12 protein-coding genes and 5 pseudogenes are annotated in these 15,584 nt (G+C 56.1%); 10 read left to right on the top strand and 7 right to left on the bottom strand.

What is annotated here, in order from left to right; translation table 11 throughout:
• The first annotated feature begins 175 nt into the window (after positions 1-175).
• From nifA to EFQ99_RS31815, 6 genes are all read left to right on the top strand, one after another.
• Complete coding sequence (gene nifA, locus EFQ99_RS31840) at positions 176-1,864, top strand: nif-specific transcriptional activator NifA (protein ID WP_097603407.1); 1,689 nt, start codon at positions 176-178, stop codon at positions 1,862-1,864.
• Positions 1,865-2,076: 212 nt separating this feature from the next.
• Positions 2,077-3,555, top strand: a complete 1,479-nt coding sequence (nifB, locus tag EFQ99_RS31835; protein ID WP_011053432.1) for a nitrogenase cofactor biosynthesis protein NifB — start codon at positions 2,077-2,079, stop codon at positions 3,553-3,555.
• Between the two features lie 34 nt (positions 3,556-3,589).
• Positions 3,590-3,796, top strand: coding sequence for a 4Fe-4S binding protein (locus EFQ99_RS31830; RefSeq protein ID WP_008536545.1), 207 nt, complete (start codon positions 3,590-3,592; stop codon positions 3,794-3,796).
• A gap of 64 nt (positions 3,797-3,860) precedes the next feature.
• Entirely contained in the window at positions 3,861-4,178 is a 318-nt protein-coding gene (locus tag EFQ99_RS31825; RefSeq protein WP_008536544.1) for a nitrogen fixation protein NifZ, read from the top strand.
• 4 nt (positions 4,179-4,182) lie between these two features.
• Complete coding sequence (gene nifT / locus EFQ99_RS31820; protein WP_004678514.1) at positions 4,183-4,395, top strand: putative nitrogen fixation protein NifT; 213 nt, start codon at positions 4,183-4,185, stop codon at positions 4,393-4,395.
• A gap of 30 nt (positions 4,396-4,425) precedes the next feature.
• Positions 4,426-5,364 carry an SIR2 family NAD-dependent protein deacylase gene (locus EFQ99_RS31815; protein ID WP_008536543.1) on the top strand — a complete coding sequence of 313 codons (939 nt, stop codon included), beginning with the start codon at positions 4,426-4,428 and terminating at the stop codon, positions 5,362-5,364.
• A gap of 444 nt (positions 5,365-5,808) precedes the next feature.
• Here EFQ99_RS31815 and hisC read toward each other — a convergent pair whose 3' ends face one another.
• From hisC to EFQ99_RS31800, 4 genes and pseudogenes are all read right to left on the bottom strand, one after another.
• On the bottom strand, positions 5,809-6,912 hold the full coding sequence (gene hisC / locus EFQ99_RS31810) for a histidinol-phosphate transaminase (protein WP_008536542.1): 1,104 nt from the start codon (positions 6,910-6,912) through the stop codon (positions 5,809-5,811).
• A gap of 158 nt (positions 6,913-7,070) precedes the next feature.
• A pseudogene (locus tag EFQ99_RS31805) lies at positions 7,071-7,615 on the bottom strand (adenylyl-sulfate kinase); the annotation flags it as partial.
• 39 nt (positions 7,616-7,654) lie between these two features.
• A pseudogene (locus EFQ99_RS36070) lies at positions 7,655-7,741 on the bottom strand (adenylyl-sulfate kinase); the annotation flags it as partial.
• Positions 7,742-8,229: 488 nt separating this feature from the next.
• Positions 8,230-8,736 carry a helix-turn-helix domain-containing protein gene (locus EFQ99_RS31800; protein WP_004671987.1) on the bottom strand — a complete coding sequence of 169 codons (507 nt, stop codon included), beginning with the start codon at positions 8,734-8,736 and terminating at the stop codon, positions 8,230-8,232.
• A gap of 442 nt (positions 8,737-9,178) precedes the next feature.
• Between EFQ99_RS31800 and EFQ99_RS31795 the strand changes: the two are divergent.
• Positions 9,179-10,122: pseudogene (locus EFQ99_RS31795) on the top strand (IS481 family transposase).
• Positions 10,123-10,639: 517 nt separating this feature from the next.
• Here EFQ99_RS31795 and EFQ99_RS31790 read toward each other — a convergent pair.
• The 3 genes and pseudogenes from EFQ99_RS31790 to EFQ99_RS31775 form a co-directional block, all read right to left on the bottom strand.
• Entirely contained in the window at positions 10,640-11,143 is a 504-nt protein-coding gene (locus EFQ99_RS31790; RefSeq protein ID WP_010069248.1) for a helix-turn-helix transcriptional regulator, read from the bottom strand.
• A 1,721-nt stretch (positions 11,144-12,864) separates the two neighbouring features.
• Positions 12,865-13,165: pseudogene (locus EFQ99_RS31780) on the bottom strand (hypothetical protein).
• Positions 13,165-13,395 (bottom strand): annotated as a pseudogene (locus tag EFQ99_RS31775) (transposase domain-containing protein); the annotation flags it as partial. The pseudogenes EFQ99_RS31775 and EFQ99_RS31780, both read right to left, overlap by 1 nt.
• On the opposite strand from EFQ99_RS31775, the gene EFQ99_RS31770 reads away from it, so the two are divergent.
• The 3 genes from EFQ99_RS31770 to EFQ99_RS36365 are packed head-to-tail and all read left to right on the top strand — an operon-like array spanning position 13,368 to position 15,328.
• Positions 13,368-13,775 carry a hypothetical protein gene (locus tag EFQ99_RS31770; RefSeq protein ID WP_011053436.1) on the top strand — a complete coding sequence of 136 codons (408 nt, stop codon included), beginning with the start codon at positions 13,368-13,370 and terminating at the stop codon, positions 13,773-13,775. The pseudogene EFQ99_RS31775 and the gene EFQ99_RS31770 sit on opposite strands and share 28 nt — an antisense overlap.
• Positions 13,772-14,659 (top strand): recombinase family protein, encoded by an 888-nt coding sequence (locus EFQ99_RS36370; RefSeq protein WP_239789230.1) that lies wholly within the window; start codon positions 13,772-13,774, stop codon positions 14,657-14,659. Before EFQ99_RS31770 ends, EFQ99_RS36370 begins: the two co-directional genes overlap by 4 nt.
• The gene (locus EFQ99_RS36365) at positions 14,660-15,328 is read left to right on the top strand and encodes a recombinase zinc ribbon domain-containing protein (protein WP_409518896.1); all 669 of its coding nucleotides are present in this window, start codon (positions 14,660-14,662) and stop codon (positions 15,326-15,328) included.
• Positions 15,329-15,584: the final 256 nt, after the last annotated feature.

Below are 15,584 nucleotides of genomic sequence, written 5' to 3'. Positions count from 1 at the left end.
GGCGCATCGGAAACTTGCAGAGGTGCGCGTTGCAGATTGGTATTAGAAATTACTATATATACATGCAAGCAAGGGTGATAAGAAACGTTAGACAACCCAAGGCCATATAATGACCCACATGCCCGCCCGACCGGTCGATGGAGCGGAACCCCTATCTGCGCTACCTGCTGGACCTATGCGCCAAGCGGGCACGCAGCGCAGCGGAATCTACGAGATATCAAAGGTACTGACTGCCCCCGCCCGGCTAGAGATTACGCTTGCCAACGTCGTGAACGTCCTCTCTTCCTTTCTGCAGATTCGATGCGGAGCAATCGTTGTTCTAGACGCTGAAGGTCAGCCCGAGATTGCCGCAACTGGCGACATCCCCCCATCCTCTCAATCAGCCGCTCGAGGCGTTATACCTAAGGCCGTAATCGACCATATCGCGACGACCGGTATGCCCTTAATCGTAAAGGATGTCAGCAAGTCCGAATTATTTCAGGCTGAGCCGCAACCGCCTTGGAGCAGCGGCACCGTCCCAATTTCTTTTATTGGCGTTCCGGTAAAAGCCGATAATAAAATACTTGGCACAATATCGATCGATCGCGTCAGGAACGACGCCGCCCCCTTCCCCGCCGACGAGGACGTTCGCTTTCTGACCATGGTCGCCAATCTGGTCAGTCGGACGATCAGGCTTCATCGTTTCCTGAACCTGGAGGGTCGGCGACCTATCGACGAACAAGAGAGACCGGAGAAGCCGATCATCGCGCAAAGGGGCGCGCCGGGCCGACATCCACCCGTCAAAATCGACGGGATTATCGGGGATAGCCCGGCTCTCCAGCAGGTGGTTGAAACCGTCTCGGTGGTGGCGAGGACGAATTCCACCGTGCTTCTGCGGGGCGAAAGCGGCACCGGCAAGGAATTTTTTGCACAGGCGATCCATGAACTTTCCCCTCGTAAAAACAAGCCGTTCGTCAAATTGAACTGCGCCGCGCTGCCCGAAGGCGTCCTGGAATCGGAGCTGTTTGGGCATGAAAAAGGGGCTTTCACCGGGGCCATCGCGCAGCGCGCCGGACGCTTCGAACTGGCAAATGGCGGAACGCTTCTGCTTGACGAGATTGGCGAGATTTCGCCCGCCTTTCAAGCCAAACTGCTGCGCGTCCTGCAGGAAGGCGAACTGGAGAGGGTGGGCGGAACCAAGACGCTTGCGGTCGACGTCCGGCTCATATGCGCCACGAATAAGAACCTCGAGATGGCTGTTGCAAACGCCGAATTCAGGGCCGACCTGTATTACCGCATCAGCGTAGTTCCAATTGTCCTGCCGCCGCTTCGAGAGCGACCCGGCGATATTCCACGCCTTGCGAACGCTCTTCTTGACCGATTCAACAAGGAGAACCAACGCGAGCTGACGTTTTCGTCGTCGGCGATCGAGGTGATGTCGCAATGCTATTTCCCAGGTAACGTCCGGGAACTCGAAAACTGCGTGCGAAGGACTGCCACCCTTGCGCGTTCAAGCTCGATCGTTTCGTCTGATTTTGCCTGCAAGAACAGCCAGTGCCTTTCGTCGCTCCTCTGGAAAACCGACGGGTCGCCCGGCGGCATCACCGTCGATGGGCATGCCCGGAGCAATGTGATGCCGACTTCATCGCCGCGCTCGGGCGGGAGCATCGGTGCGTCGGACGAGGTATCTTCCGTCAAGGCTTGTGATCCGCACGGTTCCGGTTGTCCCGCAATGGAGTCGCGCCTCACGCAACGGGACCGGTTGATCGAGGCGATGGAAAAGGCCGGATGGGTTCAGGCCAAAGCGGCTCGTATTCTCGGCCTTACGCCTCGTCAGGTCGGCTATGCTCTACGCCAGCATCGCATCGAGGTGAAAAAGCTTTAAGCGCCTGGGTGATGTTGGACCTTCTCGATCTCCAATGCCTGGTTTGGTGGCTTACGGACAACTCTTTTGTCGACTGTCGGAAGCTTGACAAGTCTGTGTCCGAACACGGTCGGAAACGGGCAATAAATGCAAATTCTTAAAGCAAATCCCGTCCTTGGGATGGCATGGCTTTTGCGTTTGAAAGGCGACGTCAACTAGCAACGGAGCACTCAATGTCCGCACCGATGATTTCGCTTGAAAGTGCGACCAGCACGACATCCTTGGATCAATTGCTGGCGACCGCGAAACCGAGTGGCTGCACATCCTCGTCATGTGGCGTGTCCACAAAACCGGCCGACGTGGACCAGGCTATCTGGGCGAAGATCAAAAACCACCCCTGCTATTCAGAAGAGGCTCACCATTATTTCGCGCGCATGCATGTCGCGGTCGCACCAGCCTGCAATATCCAGTGCAACTATTGCAATCGTAAATATGACTGCGCCAACGAAAGCCGCCCTGGGGTCGTCTCGGAGAAGTTGACGCCAGACCAGGCGCTGCGCAAGGTCATTGCCGTCGCCAACGAAGTGCCGCAACTTTCCGTGCTGGGTGTCGCCGGACCGGGCGATGCCTGTTACGACTGGAAGAAGACAAAGGAAACGTTCGAACGAGTTGCGGGGGAGATCCACGACATCAAGCTGTGCATCTCCACCAACGGGCTTGCGCTGCCGGATCACGTCGCCGAACTTGTCGACATGAATGTCGATCACGTGACAATTACGATCAACATGGTTGACCCTGAAATCGGCGCAAAGATCTATCCCTGGATCTTTTACCGCAACCGTCGTTACACCGGCATCGAAGCTGCGAGAATTCTGCACGAGCGGCAAATGGTGGGCCTGGAGATGCTGACCGCGTGCGGCATCATCACCAAAGTCAATTCGGTGATGATTCCTGGTGTCAACGACGAACACCTGGTCGAGGTAAATAAATGGGTCAAGGAGCGGGGGGCGTTCCTGCACAACGTCATGCCGCTTATTTCCGATCCGGCCCATGGCACCTACTACGGCTTGACCGGACAGCGCGGCCCGCGGGCGCTCGAATTGAAGGCGCTCCAGGATCGTCTCGAAGGCGGCGCAAAGCTAATGCGCCATTGCCGGCAGTGTAGGGCCGATGCCGTCGGCCTGCTTGGGGATGATCGGGGCCAGGAGTTCGCACTCGACCAGCTTCCCGGAGAGATCACCTATGACGCCCGTAAGCGCGAGGCCTATCGGGAAGTGATCGCCCGCGAACGCGGCGATCACGCGACCGCCAAGAGCGAGGCAATCGAGACAGTCAAAGCAGCCGGCGATGGGTCCCTCCACGTCGCGGTCGCGACAAAGGGTGGCGGTCGCATCAACGAGCACTTCGGCCATGCGAAGGAGTTCCAAGTATACGAAGCTTCGTCGAGAGGCATCACCTACGTCGGGCATCGCAAGATCGAACAGTATTGCCTCGGAGGCAGGGGCGAGGAAGCCACCCTCGACGGCATCATAACTGCGCTGGTCGGTATTGACGTCGTGCTATGCGCCAAGATCGGGGAGTGCCCTAAGACTAAGCTCATGGAGGCCGGGGTTCGGGCAACGGATGCTTATTGCTATGACTACATCGAGACCGCCATCGGCACCCTCTACGCCGCCAAGTTTGGCGTCGAACCACAAGCGGCGACGGCGTGAGCGCTCTTAATCCGACATCTTCAGGAGTTTAAAAATGGCCTTCAGGATCATAGCGTCCCAATGCACCCAGTGCGGTGCCTGCGAGTTCGAATGCCCCTCCGGTGCGATCAGGTTCAAAGGTGAGATCTACGTTATCGACCCGGAAAAATGCACCGAATGCAAGGGTACCTTCGAAACGCAGCAATGCGCGGAGGTTTGCCCCGTGCCGAAGACCTGCGTCCCCGCCGCACCTGCGATTTGACCTTCAGCATGGTCGGGGCTCCTGCGGAGAAGCCTTCAATGACATCCTGCAAGGAGGAATGCCCATGGGCCTTGGACGTGAACAGGAGGTCGAAATTCACAGGCCTCCACGATTTACACCCGGCGAGCGGGTGCGGGCCAGACTTCACGTAAAGAATGACGGCACCTATGCTGGCAAAAAAATTGGCGAAAATTTGGTGCGGAAGGGCGACGAAGGCTATGTGCGCGACATCGGCACCTTTCTCCAGCAGTTTTACATCTATGCCGTCGAATGGGTCGAACGTGGCACTATCGTCGGCATGCGTGCCCGTGAACTGACGAGTCTAGACAACGCCGCTGCTTGCGGCCCTGCTGAAATCGCGGGGCCCCCAACGAAGGAATAGCGACATGAAGATAATGATTCGCAGAACGAGCGCCGGCTTGTCGGCTTACGTACCAAAGAAAGATCTCGAAGAGCCGATCGTAGATGTCGAGGCTGATGACATGTGGGGCGGCACGATCACTCTCAGGAACGGCTGGAGACTCGTCTTGCCCAAGCTATCGCGGGATACGCCTCTGCCGATCACCGTCCACGCAAGGAAGATTCCTGACGAGGACTGATGCTGCAAACGAGAGGTAAGAGAAACCAGCATGAACAAAATTTTAACCTCGGACCGTCTCCTGATCATTCGCAACGGTGACGCCGAAAAAAGACTTAGGCTGCTCCAGGAAGCGCTCGCTGCGGATCGGATCGTTCCCTATCTCGGTCCAGATCTCCTTCGGCTGCAATCCACGGAACCACCTGTACCGGACACCCCGGAAGCCGTCTCCGCGGCACTCAACGAACGCACACCTGCCCCTTCCAGGATACGCAGCAATATGTGGTCAGTCGCGCAGTTTATTGAACAGCGACGGCATCGCCGGACGCTTCAGGCCTGGATGGCAGAAATATTTGGAGCACCCGTGGCGCCGACCGCCCTCCACGACTGGCTCGCAACGCTGCCGCTCTCCCTTATCGTCGACGGCTGGTACGACGGGACAATGCGTGCGGCTTTCGCGAAGACCGGTCGAACGGATGTCGTCGAGATTCAGGGCGTCACGCGTGCAAACGGCGGCGGCGACATTTGGACAAAAACTTACGATCTGTCCGGGAGAGACGTCGAATGCGTCTCAGCGCCAAAGACGGTCCTCTATGCGCCGTACGGCAGTGTTATACCAGCTTCGAACTTTCTGGTGTCCGATTCCGATTACGTGGAAGTCCTAACCGAAATCGATATCCAGACGCCAATACCTGGAATGGTGAAAGAACGGCGTATAGATCGCGGTTTTCTTTTCATTGGCTGCCGCTTCAACGATCAGATGCTCCGGATCTACGCTCGACAGATCATCAAGCGCTCTCACGGCCCCCACTTTGCAGTACTTGATGCGGAAGGCCTTACCAAAAACGAGCGCCGTTTCCTTGCAGCAAGCGGAATCACGGTGGTCGACCTGCCGATCGGCGAAGCCGCGGCTCTGCTTGTACCATTTGGTAGCAAGGCGGATGGTGACCATGGCCGCACGGCTTCCGCTTCGAATCTCTGTAGCGGCTAGAGTGCCGCAGATTGAAAACGTTCTGTTTCTGCCAAGTTCGAATGCCATACTGCCCACGTTTGCTGGCGTGGGGGATTGCGGGTGGGATCAATGGCGATGAGCGAGCGTGATCTTTAGCGGATCGAGGTTCTGTCGCAGGTGATCGACGGAAGATCGGCGACGACCGCAGATTACTGTTCACTCAATGTCAATCGAAGGACCGATTATGAAGAAACCTAAACCATTCCCAATACAGCGGCAGAGCCGCGGCCGGAATCGCCAGAAATAAGCCTCGCATCGGCCACCGGGTGCTCCACTCGTGCGCCAATAACACGCGTAATCAACGGGATCGAGACGGCACACGCTTTACGGTCTTGCGCTTATTTGTGATCTTTATCCCACAATATGGACTTCGATACTTGGTGTTTCCAAGTGACAAGCAGTGTGGCCAATAATTCTAACCGCCTAGCTCTGCGTCTTCATACTTCCAGAAATGATGTCCCTGGCGGCTGAAAGGAACGCGTCCATTTGGGTTCTGGTGCCGATGCTGACGCGGATAAAATTTTCCAAACCGGCATCGGGAAAGACGGCTACAAGTATGTTCTGCCTATCCAAAGACGCTTGCCACCATTTGCCATCTCGTCCGGGTGGCACCCGAGCTAGCAAAAAGTTTGTGTGGGAGGGAATGACAGAAAAGCCCAATTGAGACAAGGCAGTGGTCGTTCTGTGTCTTTCATGTTTAATATATCTGTGGTTCTCGTCGTAGTCGGCGCGGTGCGAAAGGATACTAATGCCCACCGCATGGCCGATCACGTTCATGTTAAAGACATTTTGCAGGTTGCGTAGCCTCCCAATAAGTTCGGGATGACCAAAGCCGAAACCGACGCGAATTCCCGCGGCTGCAAAGCCTTTCGAAAGTGTTCTCAATACTAGAAGGTTTGGATGACGATCGACTAGGCGCAGGGCATCATCGGGTGCAAAGTCGACATACGCTTCATCCACCACTATCAACTGGTCCGATTGCGCGACGAGGCGGTCGATTTCAGCCACCGGAACGAATGTTCCCGTTGGATTGTTCGGATTGGCCAGCAGTATGAATTTTGCATCTTTTGCTGGACCAAGAAGCAGCTGCTCGATTGGCAGAGAATAAGACTCGCCCCATTCGATTTCGAGAAATCTGGCACCCTGCAACTTGGCCAGTTTGCGGTTAAAGGAAAAACCTGGCGATATCATCGCAACGCTATCTCCCGGGTCGAGGAATGCTCTGTAGATGAGCCCAAGCAGCTCCGACGAGCCGTTCCCGGCGACCACCTGATCCTGGGAGAGGCCATACGCGCTGGCGGCTGCGTCGCGCAAGCTCAGATTGTCATCTTCGGGATACAGATAATGCCGTTCGAGGGCCGCCAGCGCACTTTGCAACACCATCATCGGCAACGGAAACGGATTCTCATTCGTGTTTAGTTTAACGCAGTTCGCATCTCGCCCCGGTTGATTGGAGGGTAGCGCATTTAGCTGTCTCGCCATCGGCGAAAGAGCCGAAAGCACGGCTTGCAGCTTTGCATCAGCCATATCTTTTCTCCGTTTCAGTAAGCCGAGTCGTGAGCGCGTGATCGGCCGTCTCCTGTTGAAGCCACATCGGACGTTGGCGCGGGCCGCCTGCGGGCTGCTACGGTCGCCGCGTAGTTAATAGGCCAAGGACCGCCGCGGCCGCTTCAAGCCGCCAATGGTCAAGCCTCCCCACTCTCACACTCATGCGTCACTTGCTCCATTCGCCTTTCGAGGAACTGTTCGATCTCAAACGCCAACGCCGCAGGGTCGTGGCCAACCGTTTCGAGATGTAATTCAGCGCCCTCAGGGATTTCGTACGGCGAGGAAACGCCGGTGAAATTGGCGATCTTGCCGGCGAGCGCCTTCCGATAAAGCCCCTTCGGATCGCGTCGCGCGCATTCCTCAAGCGGCGTGTCGACGAGGATTTCAATAAGCTCCCCTCCTCCATCAGCTCGGCGACCTCGGCAACGCGGCGGATGTTCTCGACGCGATCGGGTTGATTGAAGCCAGGTCGCGATTGAGCCCGTGGCGCACGTTGTCGCCGTCGAGGATGTAGGTGTGCTTCCCGTGGGCATGCAGCAGCCGGTCGAGCGCATTGGCGATTGTCGACTTGCCGGAGCCGGAAAGTCCAGTGAACAAAAGGACGGCTGGCTGCTGACTCTTCATCGCCGCGCGCGCCCTTGTCAGCGTCGGTCGCCTGCCAATGCAGGTTGTCGGCGCGCCTTGCCCAGCTTTGGCTGCCACTGAAATTGAAGACCCCGGTCGGCCCTTGGGCTTTGCGAAAGAGCTCGGGAGGATCGACGTGGTCGATGAGTTCCAGCTCGTTTTCCCAGCACAGCTTCCACCGCACCTCAGAACATGCAAAGACCTCCTTTGGTATTTCCTGCTGCTGTTTTTGAAGCCCGCACTGTGCGATCGAAGCAGTGGCCGCCCCGATGCATGTCGGCGCCGTTGCTCTCGGGTTCGCGCTATAGCCAGTCCGGATCGTCAAATGTTTCGCCGTCACTCGCGTCTGAGATCATTCCTAATGCATCATCACGGGAGATTGGTAAAATGGATTGTATGAATGGAATTATCGATGCTTTGTATGTCGAATATACGGGTTTCTTAGACTTTGACGTGACCTCCCTGGCACTCGCGGCGTAAAGACGACCGCGCGTCCCCTCCAGCGGCCGAAAGCAGGGATGCGTTGGACCAGTTGACCCAACTGCGCCCTCCCCGGTTTACCCACCTATGTCCCGGAGTGGCGATGAACGGTCGCCAGCTAGTCCTTCGCGGTTTCTGATGGAACTTCATCAGGGACGCACGTTCTGTTTATTGAAGCTAGCGATCTACGTCCTATTCGCGATCGTCTGCAGTGGCGCTGGTAGACGCGACTTTCATGGCACGATCGCCGCTATCGCTACCGGTCTCGTCTATGCGGCTTAGTAAGCTGAAAATATCTTGCAAGATCTCTTCATCGAAAGTCCGCAACTTCACGATAGTAGCCAGCAGCAGAACCGCTTTGGTTTCAGTTTCGCCCCAAAGATAAGGTGCCGCCGGGGCGATAATCTCTTCCGGAGTGGCATCCAAAACCTCACACAGATGAATCAGTCGGCTCACGGTCAAGCGGGATACTCCATTTTCGTACCGGCCGTAGACCTGCTTAGTGATGCCAAGCAAGGGCGCCAGTTTCGAGCGCGGGAGTTTTCGCTTATCGCGGGCTTCGCGAAGGCTGATGCTGATCAAGTTTTCGAGTTCGGCGCTAAGTGCAATCCGTCCGTCAAAAGGTTTTCGATAGACCGGCTTGTCTATGCCTGGATCATCGACTTGTTGCAAACCGAGTTCATTAATCCATTGCTTCAATGGTGGTCCTGACATTGCTCCGACTGAGGTAAATGCGCCAAAGCTCTTTATACGGAAAGTGATGTGCTTGGAACCACCAATGTTTCGTTTCGATCTAATTTGGCGCATTTTGGGCCACGCGGACCTCACCCGATAGCTATCGTTCACCAAAATATATAAGTGATCGCAAGTACATAGACATAGATCATACCGAAATCGCTTCACGCAAGGATTATCCACTTGCGCCAAATTGGCTATGACCCTCAGTGATTTTGGTGATAACGGTCGCTTCATTTCCTCGTCTAGCTCCCGGGACGTCGTGTGCGGGCATGGTGGCCTTTTGTCCTGCACGTGGAGCTCTCGGTTCACGGCAGACCAATCACGGCTCCGCGCGCTGGCTGCTCTGGTGTTTGGTTCCGGCATTTGATGGTGCAATATTTTCCTTGGCATGGAGGGAAGCACTATGGGCCAGGTTCTACACGGGAGCGCCACGACGACAGAGGCAATCCGTCGAGCAATAGTGAAGAGAGCCTGAAAACGCTTTCGAAGCGATACGGGATCAACCAGAAAACCGTGGCGAAATGGAAGAAGCGGACATCGTTGGTCGACCTTCCTACAGGCCCAAAGGACCCGCACTCGACGACCCTTTCCCTCGAAGAAGAGGCCGCTATCGTCGCCTTCCGCCGGCACACGTTGCTGCCGCTCGATGATTGCCTCTACGCTCTTCAGCCGACCATTTCACATCTGACGCGTTCGTCGTTGCACAGGTGTTTGCAGCGCCACGGCATTTCACGTCTGCCGGAGGTCAGAGGCGACAAGGAGCCGAAGAAGAAGTTCAAAAGCTATCCGATCGCTTACTTCCACATCGATATTGACGAGGTGCAGACGGCTGAGGGCAAGCTCTATCTCTTTGTCGCAATTGACCGAACATCCAAGTTCGCGTTCGCGGAACTCTACACCAAAGCCGGCAAGATGAATGCCGCTCAGTTCTTGCGCAATCTGATCGCGGCAGTGCCCTACACCATTCACACCGTTTTGACCGACAATGGCATTCAGTTCACCAACCGAGCTTGTGATCGAAATGCCTTCCAGCACATCTTCGATTGGGTCTGCGACGATCACAGCATCGAGCATCGCCTGACCAAGGTGAAGCATCCCTGGACCAACGGACAGGTCGAACGGATGAACCGAACGATCAAGGAGGCGACCGTCAAGCGCTTCCACTACGACGATCATGCGCAGTTGAAAAAACATCTGGCCGACTTTATCGACGCCTACAATTTCGGGCGCCGGCTCAAGACGTTAAAGGGCCTTACGCCTTACGAGTTCATCTGTAGACGATGGACTTTGGAGCCGGATCGATTCATCATCGACCCCATCCATCAAATGCCGGGACTAAACACCTAGGCGATGCCCTTACCTCTGAACGGCGACAGCCATGAACAGCGTTTCCAGTCTCAGCGACTCGACCCCGTTTTCGCGGAACCTGATCGTGATGTCAAAAGGCTGTTTCCGAGCCGAATGGCAAAAAGGATCGGCGCGATGGAACGGAGGCGCGGAGAGGACGGGCTTAGATTCAGCAATCGAAATCAAAGCATGCGCGCCGGCAGCTCGAATACCCACATGGCATTGAGCGGGAAAACCCAACGAGGGAGTTTAACACAGACCCTACTGTCGAAGCAAAGCGCATGCAAATAGACTTGGCGTCGCTCGCCGACGAATCGCTCGAGCATCGAGCGAGATCAACGCCAACCAAAGATCGAAAAATTGCGCAATCGGCGCGTATTGTTGATCAGACGGAAATTCGAGTGAAAAACTAAGTTGTGAGATTGCGGGTGTCTGCACACCGACGACAGCGCGTCGGCTGCGACAGCTATCACCAATACTGCTAACTACTGGTCGGGGCGTCATAGACAAACCCAGCTCACTTCACGGGCTCCGCTACATCACTGATACCTCTGTCGCTCTCGTCGTCATCGGGGATCATTCGCTGCAGGAGCCGAATAAGATCGCGCGTCGTGCCGTTCGGAAGTCTCCTAAGAATCCTCGCCAGTGTGAGACAATCCTCGGCCTCCTCCGATGTGCGGCCCCAAAGATGTGGCGCAGCTTCAAAGATCATATCGATAGGCATGAAGCCAAGAATCTCACACAGATGGATCATCCGAGTAACAGTCATTTTGGAAAATGCCCGCTCGTAGCGTCCGTATACAGGGATGGACAGACCAAGCATTGGAGCAACGTCTGCGCGAGACAGGCCCTGCGCTTCGCGTGTCTTTTTCAGGAACGCGCTGATCAATTCCTCCATGTGACCCAACGATGTAATTTCGCCGCCGAAACCTGGCTTTCGATAGATCGCCTTGTCAACCTCCGGATCGGCGGTGCTGACGAGGCCTCTCGAACTTCTGTAGCTTGCTAGATCTTCCGTCACCGCACGTCCCTGTTTTCCTGCCACTCGTTGTAGGCTTGAGCCAACCTGAACCGATTTGAACCACTTGTCATCGCCACACTACAACCGTTTTAAATACCCATTTTGGGCATTTTTTGCGTTATAGCAAATATTTGAGAGTTTAGCCAAATTGCTTCATGAATGCATTCAAAACAGTCTCGCTAGACCGGTGGCCCAGTTCCATGAAAGATGAGTCGGCTATGGCCGCACCCGCCACTGAAACATCTAGGTTGCGTCGAATTTGAGCGAAAATTCACATTCAATGCTCAACATCTTCTAAGCGGTCTTCGTTGAGGACGATAAGACATAATCCTCGAAAACCGATCCATTTCCCCGTCCCACGATATCCCATTTGGCTAGCTGGGAAAGCTCCGCCGTGCTGGAAATCACTCAGCCAAGAACCCATATCGGTTACCGCTCCCGCTAGCGTGTAGGTTCGATGCTCTCTGAAAATTCCGGCATCATGGAGCAAGTGCCACAAACGTGAACTTTGCTAAACGAAGCCGCCACCTTATCGCATCCACACAAAGGGCTTGAAATAGTCGACCGTGAGGGTTATATGTTTGTGAGCAGCAGACAACGAGGCTTCCGAAAGGTCGCTGTTGCAGGTGCACCCTTAGAGGTCGGTACACCACGGTAGGGCACACGCGTTCGGCGGAAACGCCATGGGAAGGCTCCTTTAGGGGGCCTTTTTTGTTTCTAGGGCACCCTTATTTGCTGGAAATGAGCCTTTTTTACGAGTTGGCAGACGTTACACCTTCGCTTGATGCGGCTGAAATTAATTTCTTTCTGATCAGCGCTTTTTACCACCAGTTCTACGTTGTGTTCGTCTGATCTGCTCGGGAAAAGGTAATAAACAACAAGATCATTAAGGCCAGAGGTCAGGACAGGGCCTGAAACGGCAATGTTACCTGCCCAGTAAGGCATACAGAGGTAGGCACAAGATGCTCGAACGTGAATCTACCTTGCGGATGTTCGATTGTTGGGAACGAGTCGTTAATAGTCGTCATGAGGCGCGGTCACCCGAAGACAGCTCTCACGATCTGGACCCATTCACTGAACTGGATTATAGATTGCGCTGGGTAGTCTGGCTCTGAGACATTGAATTTTCTCCCGATATAAGGGCACGGGTTTGACAACCTTACGAAAGTGCTAACCCCTGAACGTGGTTTCGTTCTCCTGGTAAGGGTCCTTTCATGTTCAAATCGATACGAATAGAGCACTGACCTTTCGCTTCCGTCCTTACGACGGAGTTGTCTGCTTATGTCTCGCGTATGGACCGGAAGCCTGAACATGCTGCAGGAGCGAATTCCATCCTGAGACCGAATTCCTACGACGCTTTCTCCGCAGGAGACCGGAGGTTCGAAATACGACCAGTGCGCCTGGCCTGACCCGAGAGAGGCTTCGGGCAGCCGAGGACGACACCTACGGCCTGTTCGTCGACTTCCGTTGGCCCAAGAACGTCGGGAAGCCATATTGCCCTCGCTGTGGCTGCCTGGCGCCGTACGGCGTCGTCGTTCTGATGCTCGGAGCCGGAATGCCGCGCCGAATTTTCGGTTTTCGCCGACCGCAAGCTTTCATTCAAGAAGATCATCATGGCAATCTGGGAGGAATCACGGCCGCCAAGGGCATGGCGGCGCTCCATCTGAGCCGCAAGGTCAACGTCCAGTACAAGAGTATCCATCCGGCGAAGGCCGCGGCACTTATGATTTCGGCTCGTCTGCCATGATGCGTTCGAATCTTGTCGCGATCGCATTGCTCGTCGACAAGGAACTGCCGAACACCTCCTTCCCAGGTGCGGATATCGGCGAGGAACTCCTTCAAGCTTTCGATGCCCCGGTCGGTGAAGGTCGTGATGCCCTCTTCGCTGCCGTCATGGGCATGGATCATCTCACCACAGTCGATGTTGTCGGAGTTGCTGGCGACCTCCTGGATGAGTTCGAGGTTCTCGCCAATCAGCGTGGCGACGTAGTTGATCGTGTAGACATGCGTCGGGCGCGCCATCAGGCCGCCATCTGCCGGGCGCTTCCGGCGGGCCAGTTCCACGGCAGCAGTTCCGGCAGCCGTGATACGGGAATGCCAGGCATGCGGGCGAGCACGTCCGCCAACCAGGCCTGCGGATCGATATCGTTCGTCTTTGCCGTGACGATTAGGGAATACATGAAGGCAGCACGCTCGCCTCCGCGCTGGGAACCGGCGAATAGCCATGCCTTTCTTCCGAGAGCAATGCCCCGTTCATTCTGCCCATGTCGGCGATGAAGTCGAGGTTCACTATCGCTGGCATCCATATTTTGGCCAGAAGGTTTCCATTCGTCGCGTCGAAGAACGAGCGACAGGCCGGTTTTTGAAGGTTCTGGGGCCGACAGGTGTCGTCATCGCGATCTCAGGGTGGATGATCGATCCCGTGGTCTGCCGCGGCATGACCATGGGAACGCCACGCGTCGATCTTGCGACGCTAATCGAATTGAACAGGCTGGTCTCTGGCGGCAGCAAAGCGGCACCCTTCCGAAGTGGACGTAGAATCACTCAGGAGGACCATGATGAGATCCCGCAATACGCTGGTGCCGGCGTCGGGCCGGCAGCTCGACCTGATATTCGAGGAGCTCAACGATGACCATCACTGATTTGATTCCGACAGCGCTGCTCGCGCGCAAGGCCGTCGTTTATGTGCGGCAATCCACTCAGTCGCAGGTTATAACCAATCTGGAAAGCCAGCGACGGCAGTATGATCTTGTTGACATTGCGCGACACCACGGCTTCAGCCACGTCGAGGTGATCGACGACGACCTCGGGCGCTCTGCCAGCGGAACCGTCGCCCGTCCGGGCTTCGATCGTCTCGTCGCCCTACTGTGCGCCGGCAAAGTTGGTGCCGTTTTCTGCTTCGATGCTTCACGGCTTGCGCGCAACGGTCGGGACTGGCATCACCTGCTCGAACTGTGCGGCCTGGTCGAAGCCCGCGTCATTGACCATGACGGCGTCTACAATCCATGTCGACCCAACGATCGGCTGCTGCTGGGAATGAAGGGCAGTATCAGCGAGTTCGAACTGGGCGTGCTGAGAGCCCGGATGCTCGATGCCGCCAGGTCGAAGGCGCGCCGTGGCGAACTGCGACTTTCTGTTCCGTTCGGCTACATTTGGCATCGGGAGGCCGGGCTTGGGCTCGATCCTGATCTGCGTCTGCAAGAGGTAATTCGATCCATCTTCGCCCGCTTCCACGACCTTGGAAGCGCGCGTCAGGTGCTGCTGTCGATGACGAAAGATCACATTCACTTCCCTCGGCCGTCGGATGAAGGGCGCATGACCAACTTCGTATGGATGCCAGTACGTTATCGCAATGTGATCGGCATCCTCAAAAACCCCTTCTACGCCGGCGTTTACGTCTATGGGAAGAGCGAGAAGCGGACTGCCATCGTCGATGGATGGGCTCGGCGCAGTTACGGGCACGGCAAGCCCGTCGGTACCTGGGAGGTGATGATCCGGGACCATCACGAAGGTTAAATTAGTTGGGGCGAATACGAGCGTAACCAACAGCAACTGGCCCTCAATAATTATGGCCGATCGGGTGGGACTAAATCGGGCCGCGGCGGCAAAGCATTATTATCAGGTCTCCTGACCTGCGGACGGTCTGGACGGCGACTGAGTGTTGCCTATACGGGAAATCCACAAAATCCTGTCTATCGCTGCTATAAACAGAACCTGATGATGGGCTTGCCCCGTTGCATGACGTTCGGCGGCTCGAAGGTCGATGCGGCGGTTGCGCGCGAGTTGTTGCGCGCGGTAGAACCATTAGCGATCGAGGCGACTTTTAAAGCAGAGCGGATGCACCGGGAGCGACAGGAAGACCAGCGCCACATTCACGATCTGGAGCTACAACAGGCCCGCTACGAGGCTAGCCTCGCCGAGCGCCGCTATGCGGCATGCGATCCCGACAACCGCCTGATAGCTGCACAGCTTGAGAAGAATTGGGAAACGGCGCTACGCCGCGTCCGTGATCTGGAAGTGCGCAGGCCTACCGAAAGTCCTTCAACCATCGAAGTTGACCCAGGCCACTTTCGCAAACCTCGCCGACAATCTGCAGGCGGCCTGGGAGTCGCCGGATGTCACCATGCGCGTGCGCCAGCAACTGCTACGTACATTGATCGCCGACATTGTTGTCGATGTCGATGATGAGGTGCGCGACGTGGTGCTGACCATCCATTGGAAAGGCGGTCAGCATTCGGAGCTCAAGGTTCGCAAGCCCCAGACGGTTGAACACGGGTGCGCCACAACGGAAGATGCTTTGGCAGTGATGCGGAGCATGGCAGGACGCTGGTCCGATGAACATATCGCCGCGTCGCTCAATCGAATGGGAATGCCCACGGGGCAAGGAAAAACCTGGACTGCACACCGGGTCGCTTCAGTAAGGCGGGTCCGGGCCATTCAC

It is taken from the genome of Rhizobium vallis (assembly GCF_003985155.1).
Lineage (GTDB): Bacteria > Pseudomonadota > Alphaproteobacteria > Rhizobiales > Rhizobiaceae > Rhizobium > Rhizobium vallis.
This window is presented reverse-complemented; position numbering and strand designations above follow the sequence as displayed.

What these genes read in the sequence shown, in the direction of transcription:
- nifA (WP_097603407.1), top strand. Translation starts at nt 176, where the DNA reads ATGCGCCAAGCGGGCACGCAGCGCAGCGGAATCTACGAGATATCAAAG.
- nifB (WP_011053432.1), top strand. Translation starts at nt 2,077, where the DNA reads ATGTCCGCACCGATGATTTCGCTTGAAAGTGCGACCAGCACGACATCC.
- EFQ99_RS31830 (WP_008536545.1), top strand. Translation starts at nt 3,590, where the DNA reads ATGGCCTTCAGGATCATAGCGTCCCAATGCACCCAGTGCGGTGCCTGC.
- EFQ99_RS31825 (WP_008536544.1), top strand. Translation starts at nt 3,861, where the DNA reads ATGGGCCTTGGACGTGAACAGGAGGTCGAAATTCACAGGCCTCCACGA.
- nifT (WP_004678514.1), top strand. Translation starts at nt 4,183, where the DNA reads ATGAAGATAATGATTCGCAGAACGAGCGCCGGCTTGTCGGCTTACGTA.
- EFQ99_RS31815 (WP_008536543.1), top strand. Translation starts at nt 4,426, where the DNA reads ATGAACAAAATTTTAACCTCGGACCGTCTCCTGATCATTCGCAACGGT.
- hisC (WP_008536542.1), bottom strand. Translation starts at nt 6,912, where the DNA reads ATGGCTGATGCAAAGCTGCAAGCCGTGCTTTCGGCTCTTTCGCCGATG.
- EFQ99_RS31770 (WP_011053436.1), top strand. Translation starts at nt 13,368, where the DNA reads ATGCCTTTCTTCCGAGAGCAATGCCCCGTTCATTCTGCCCATGTCGGC.
- EFQ99_RS36370 (WP_239789230.1), top strand. Translation starts at nt 13,772, where the DNA reads ATGACCATCACTGATTTGATTCCGACAGCGCTGCTCGCGCGCAAGGCC.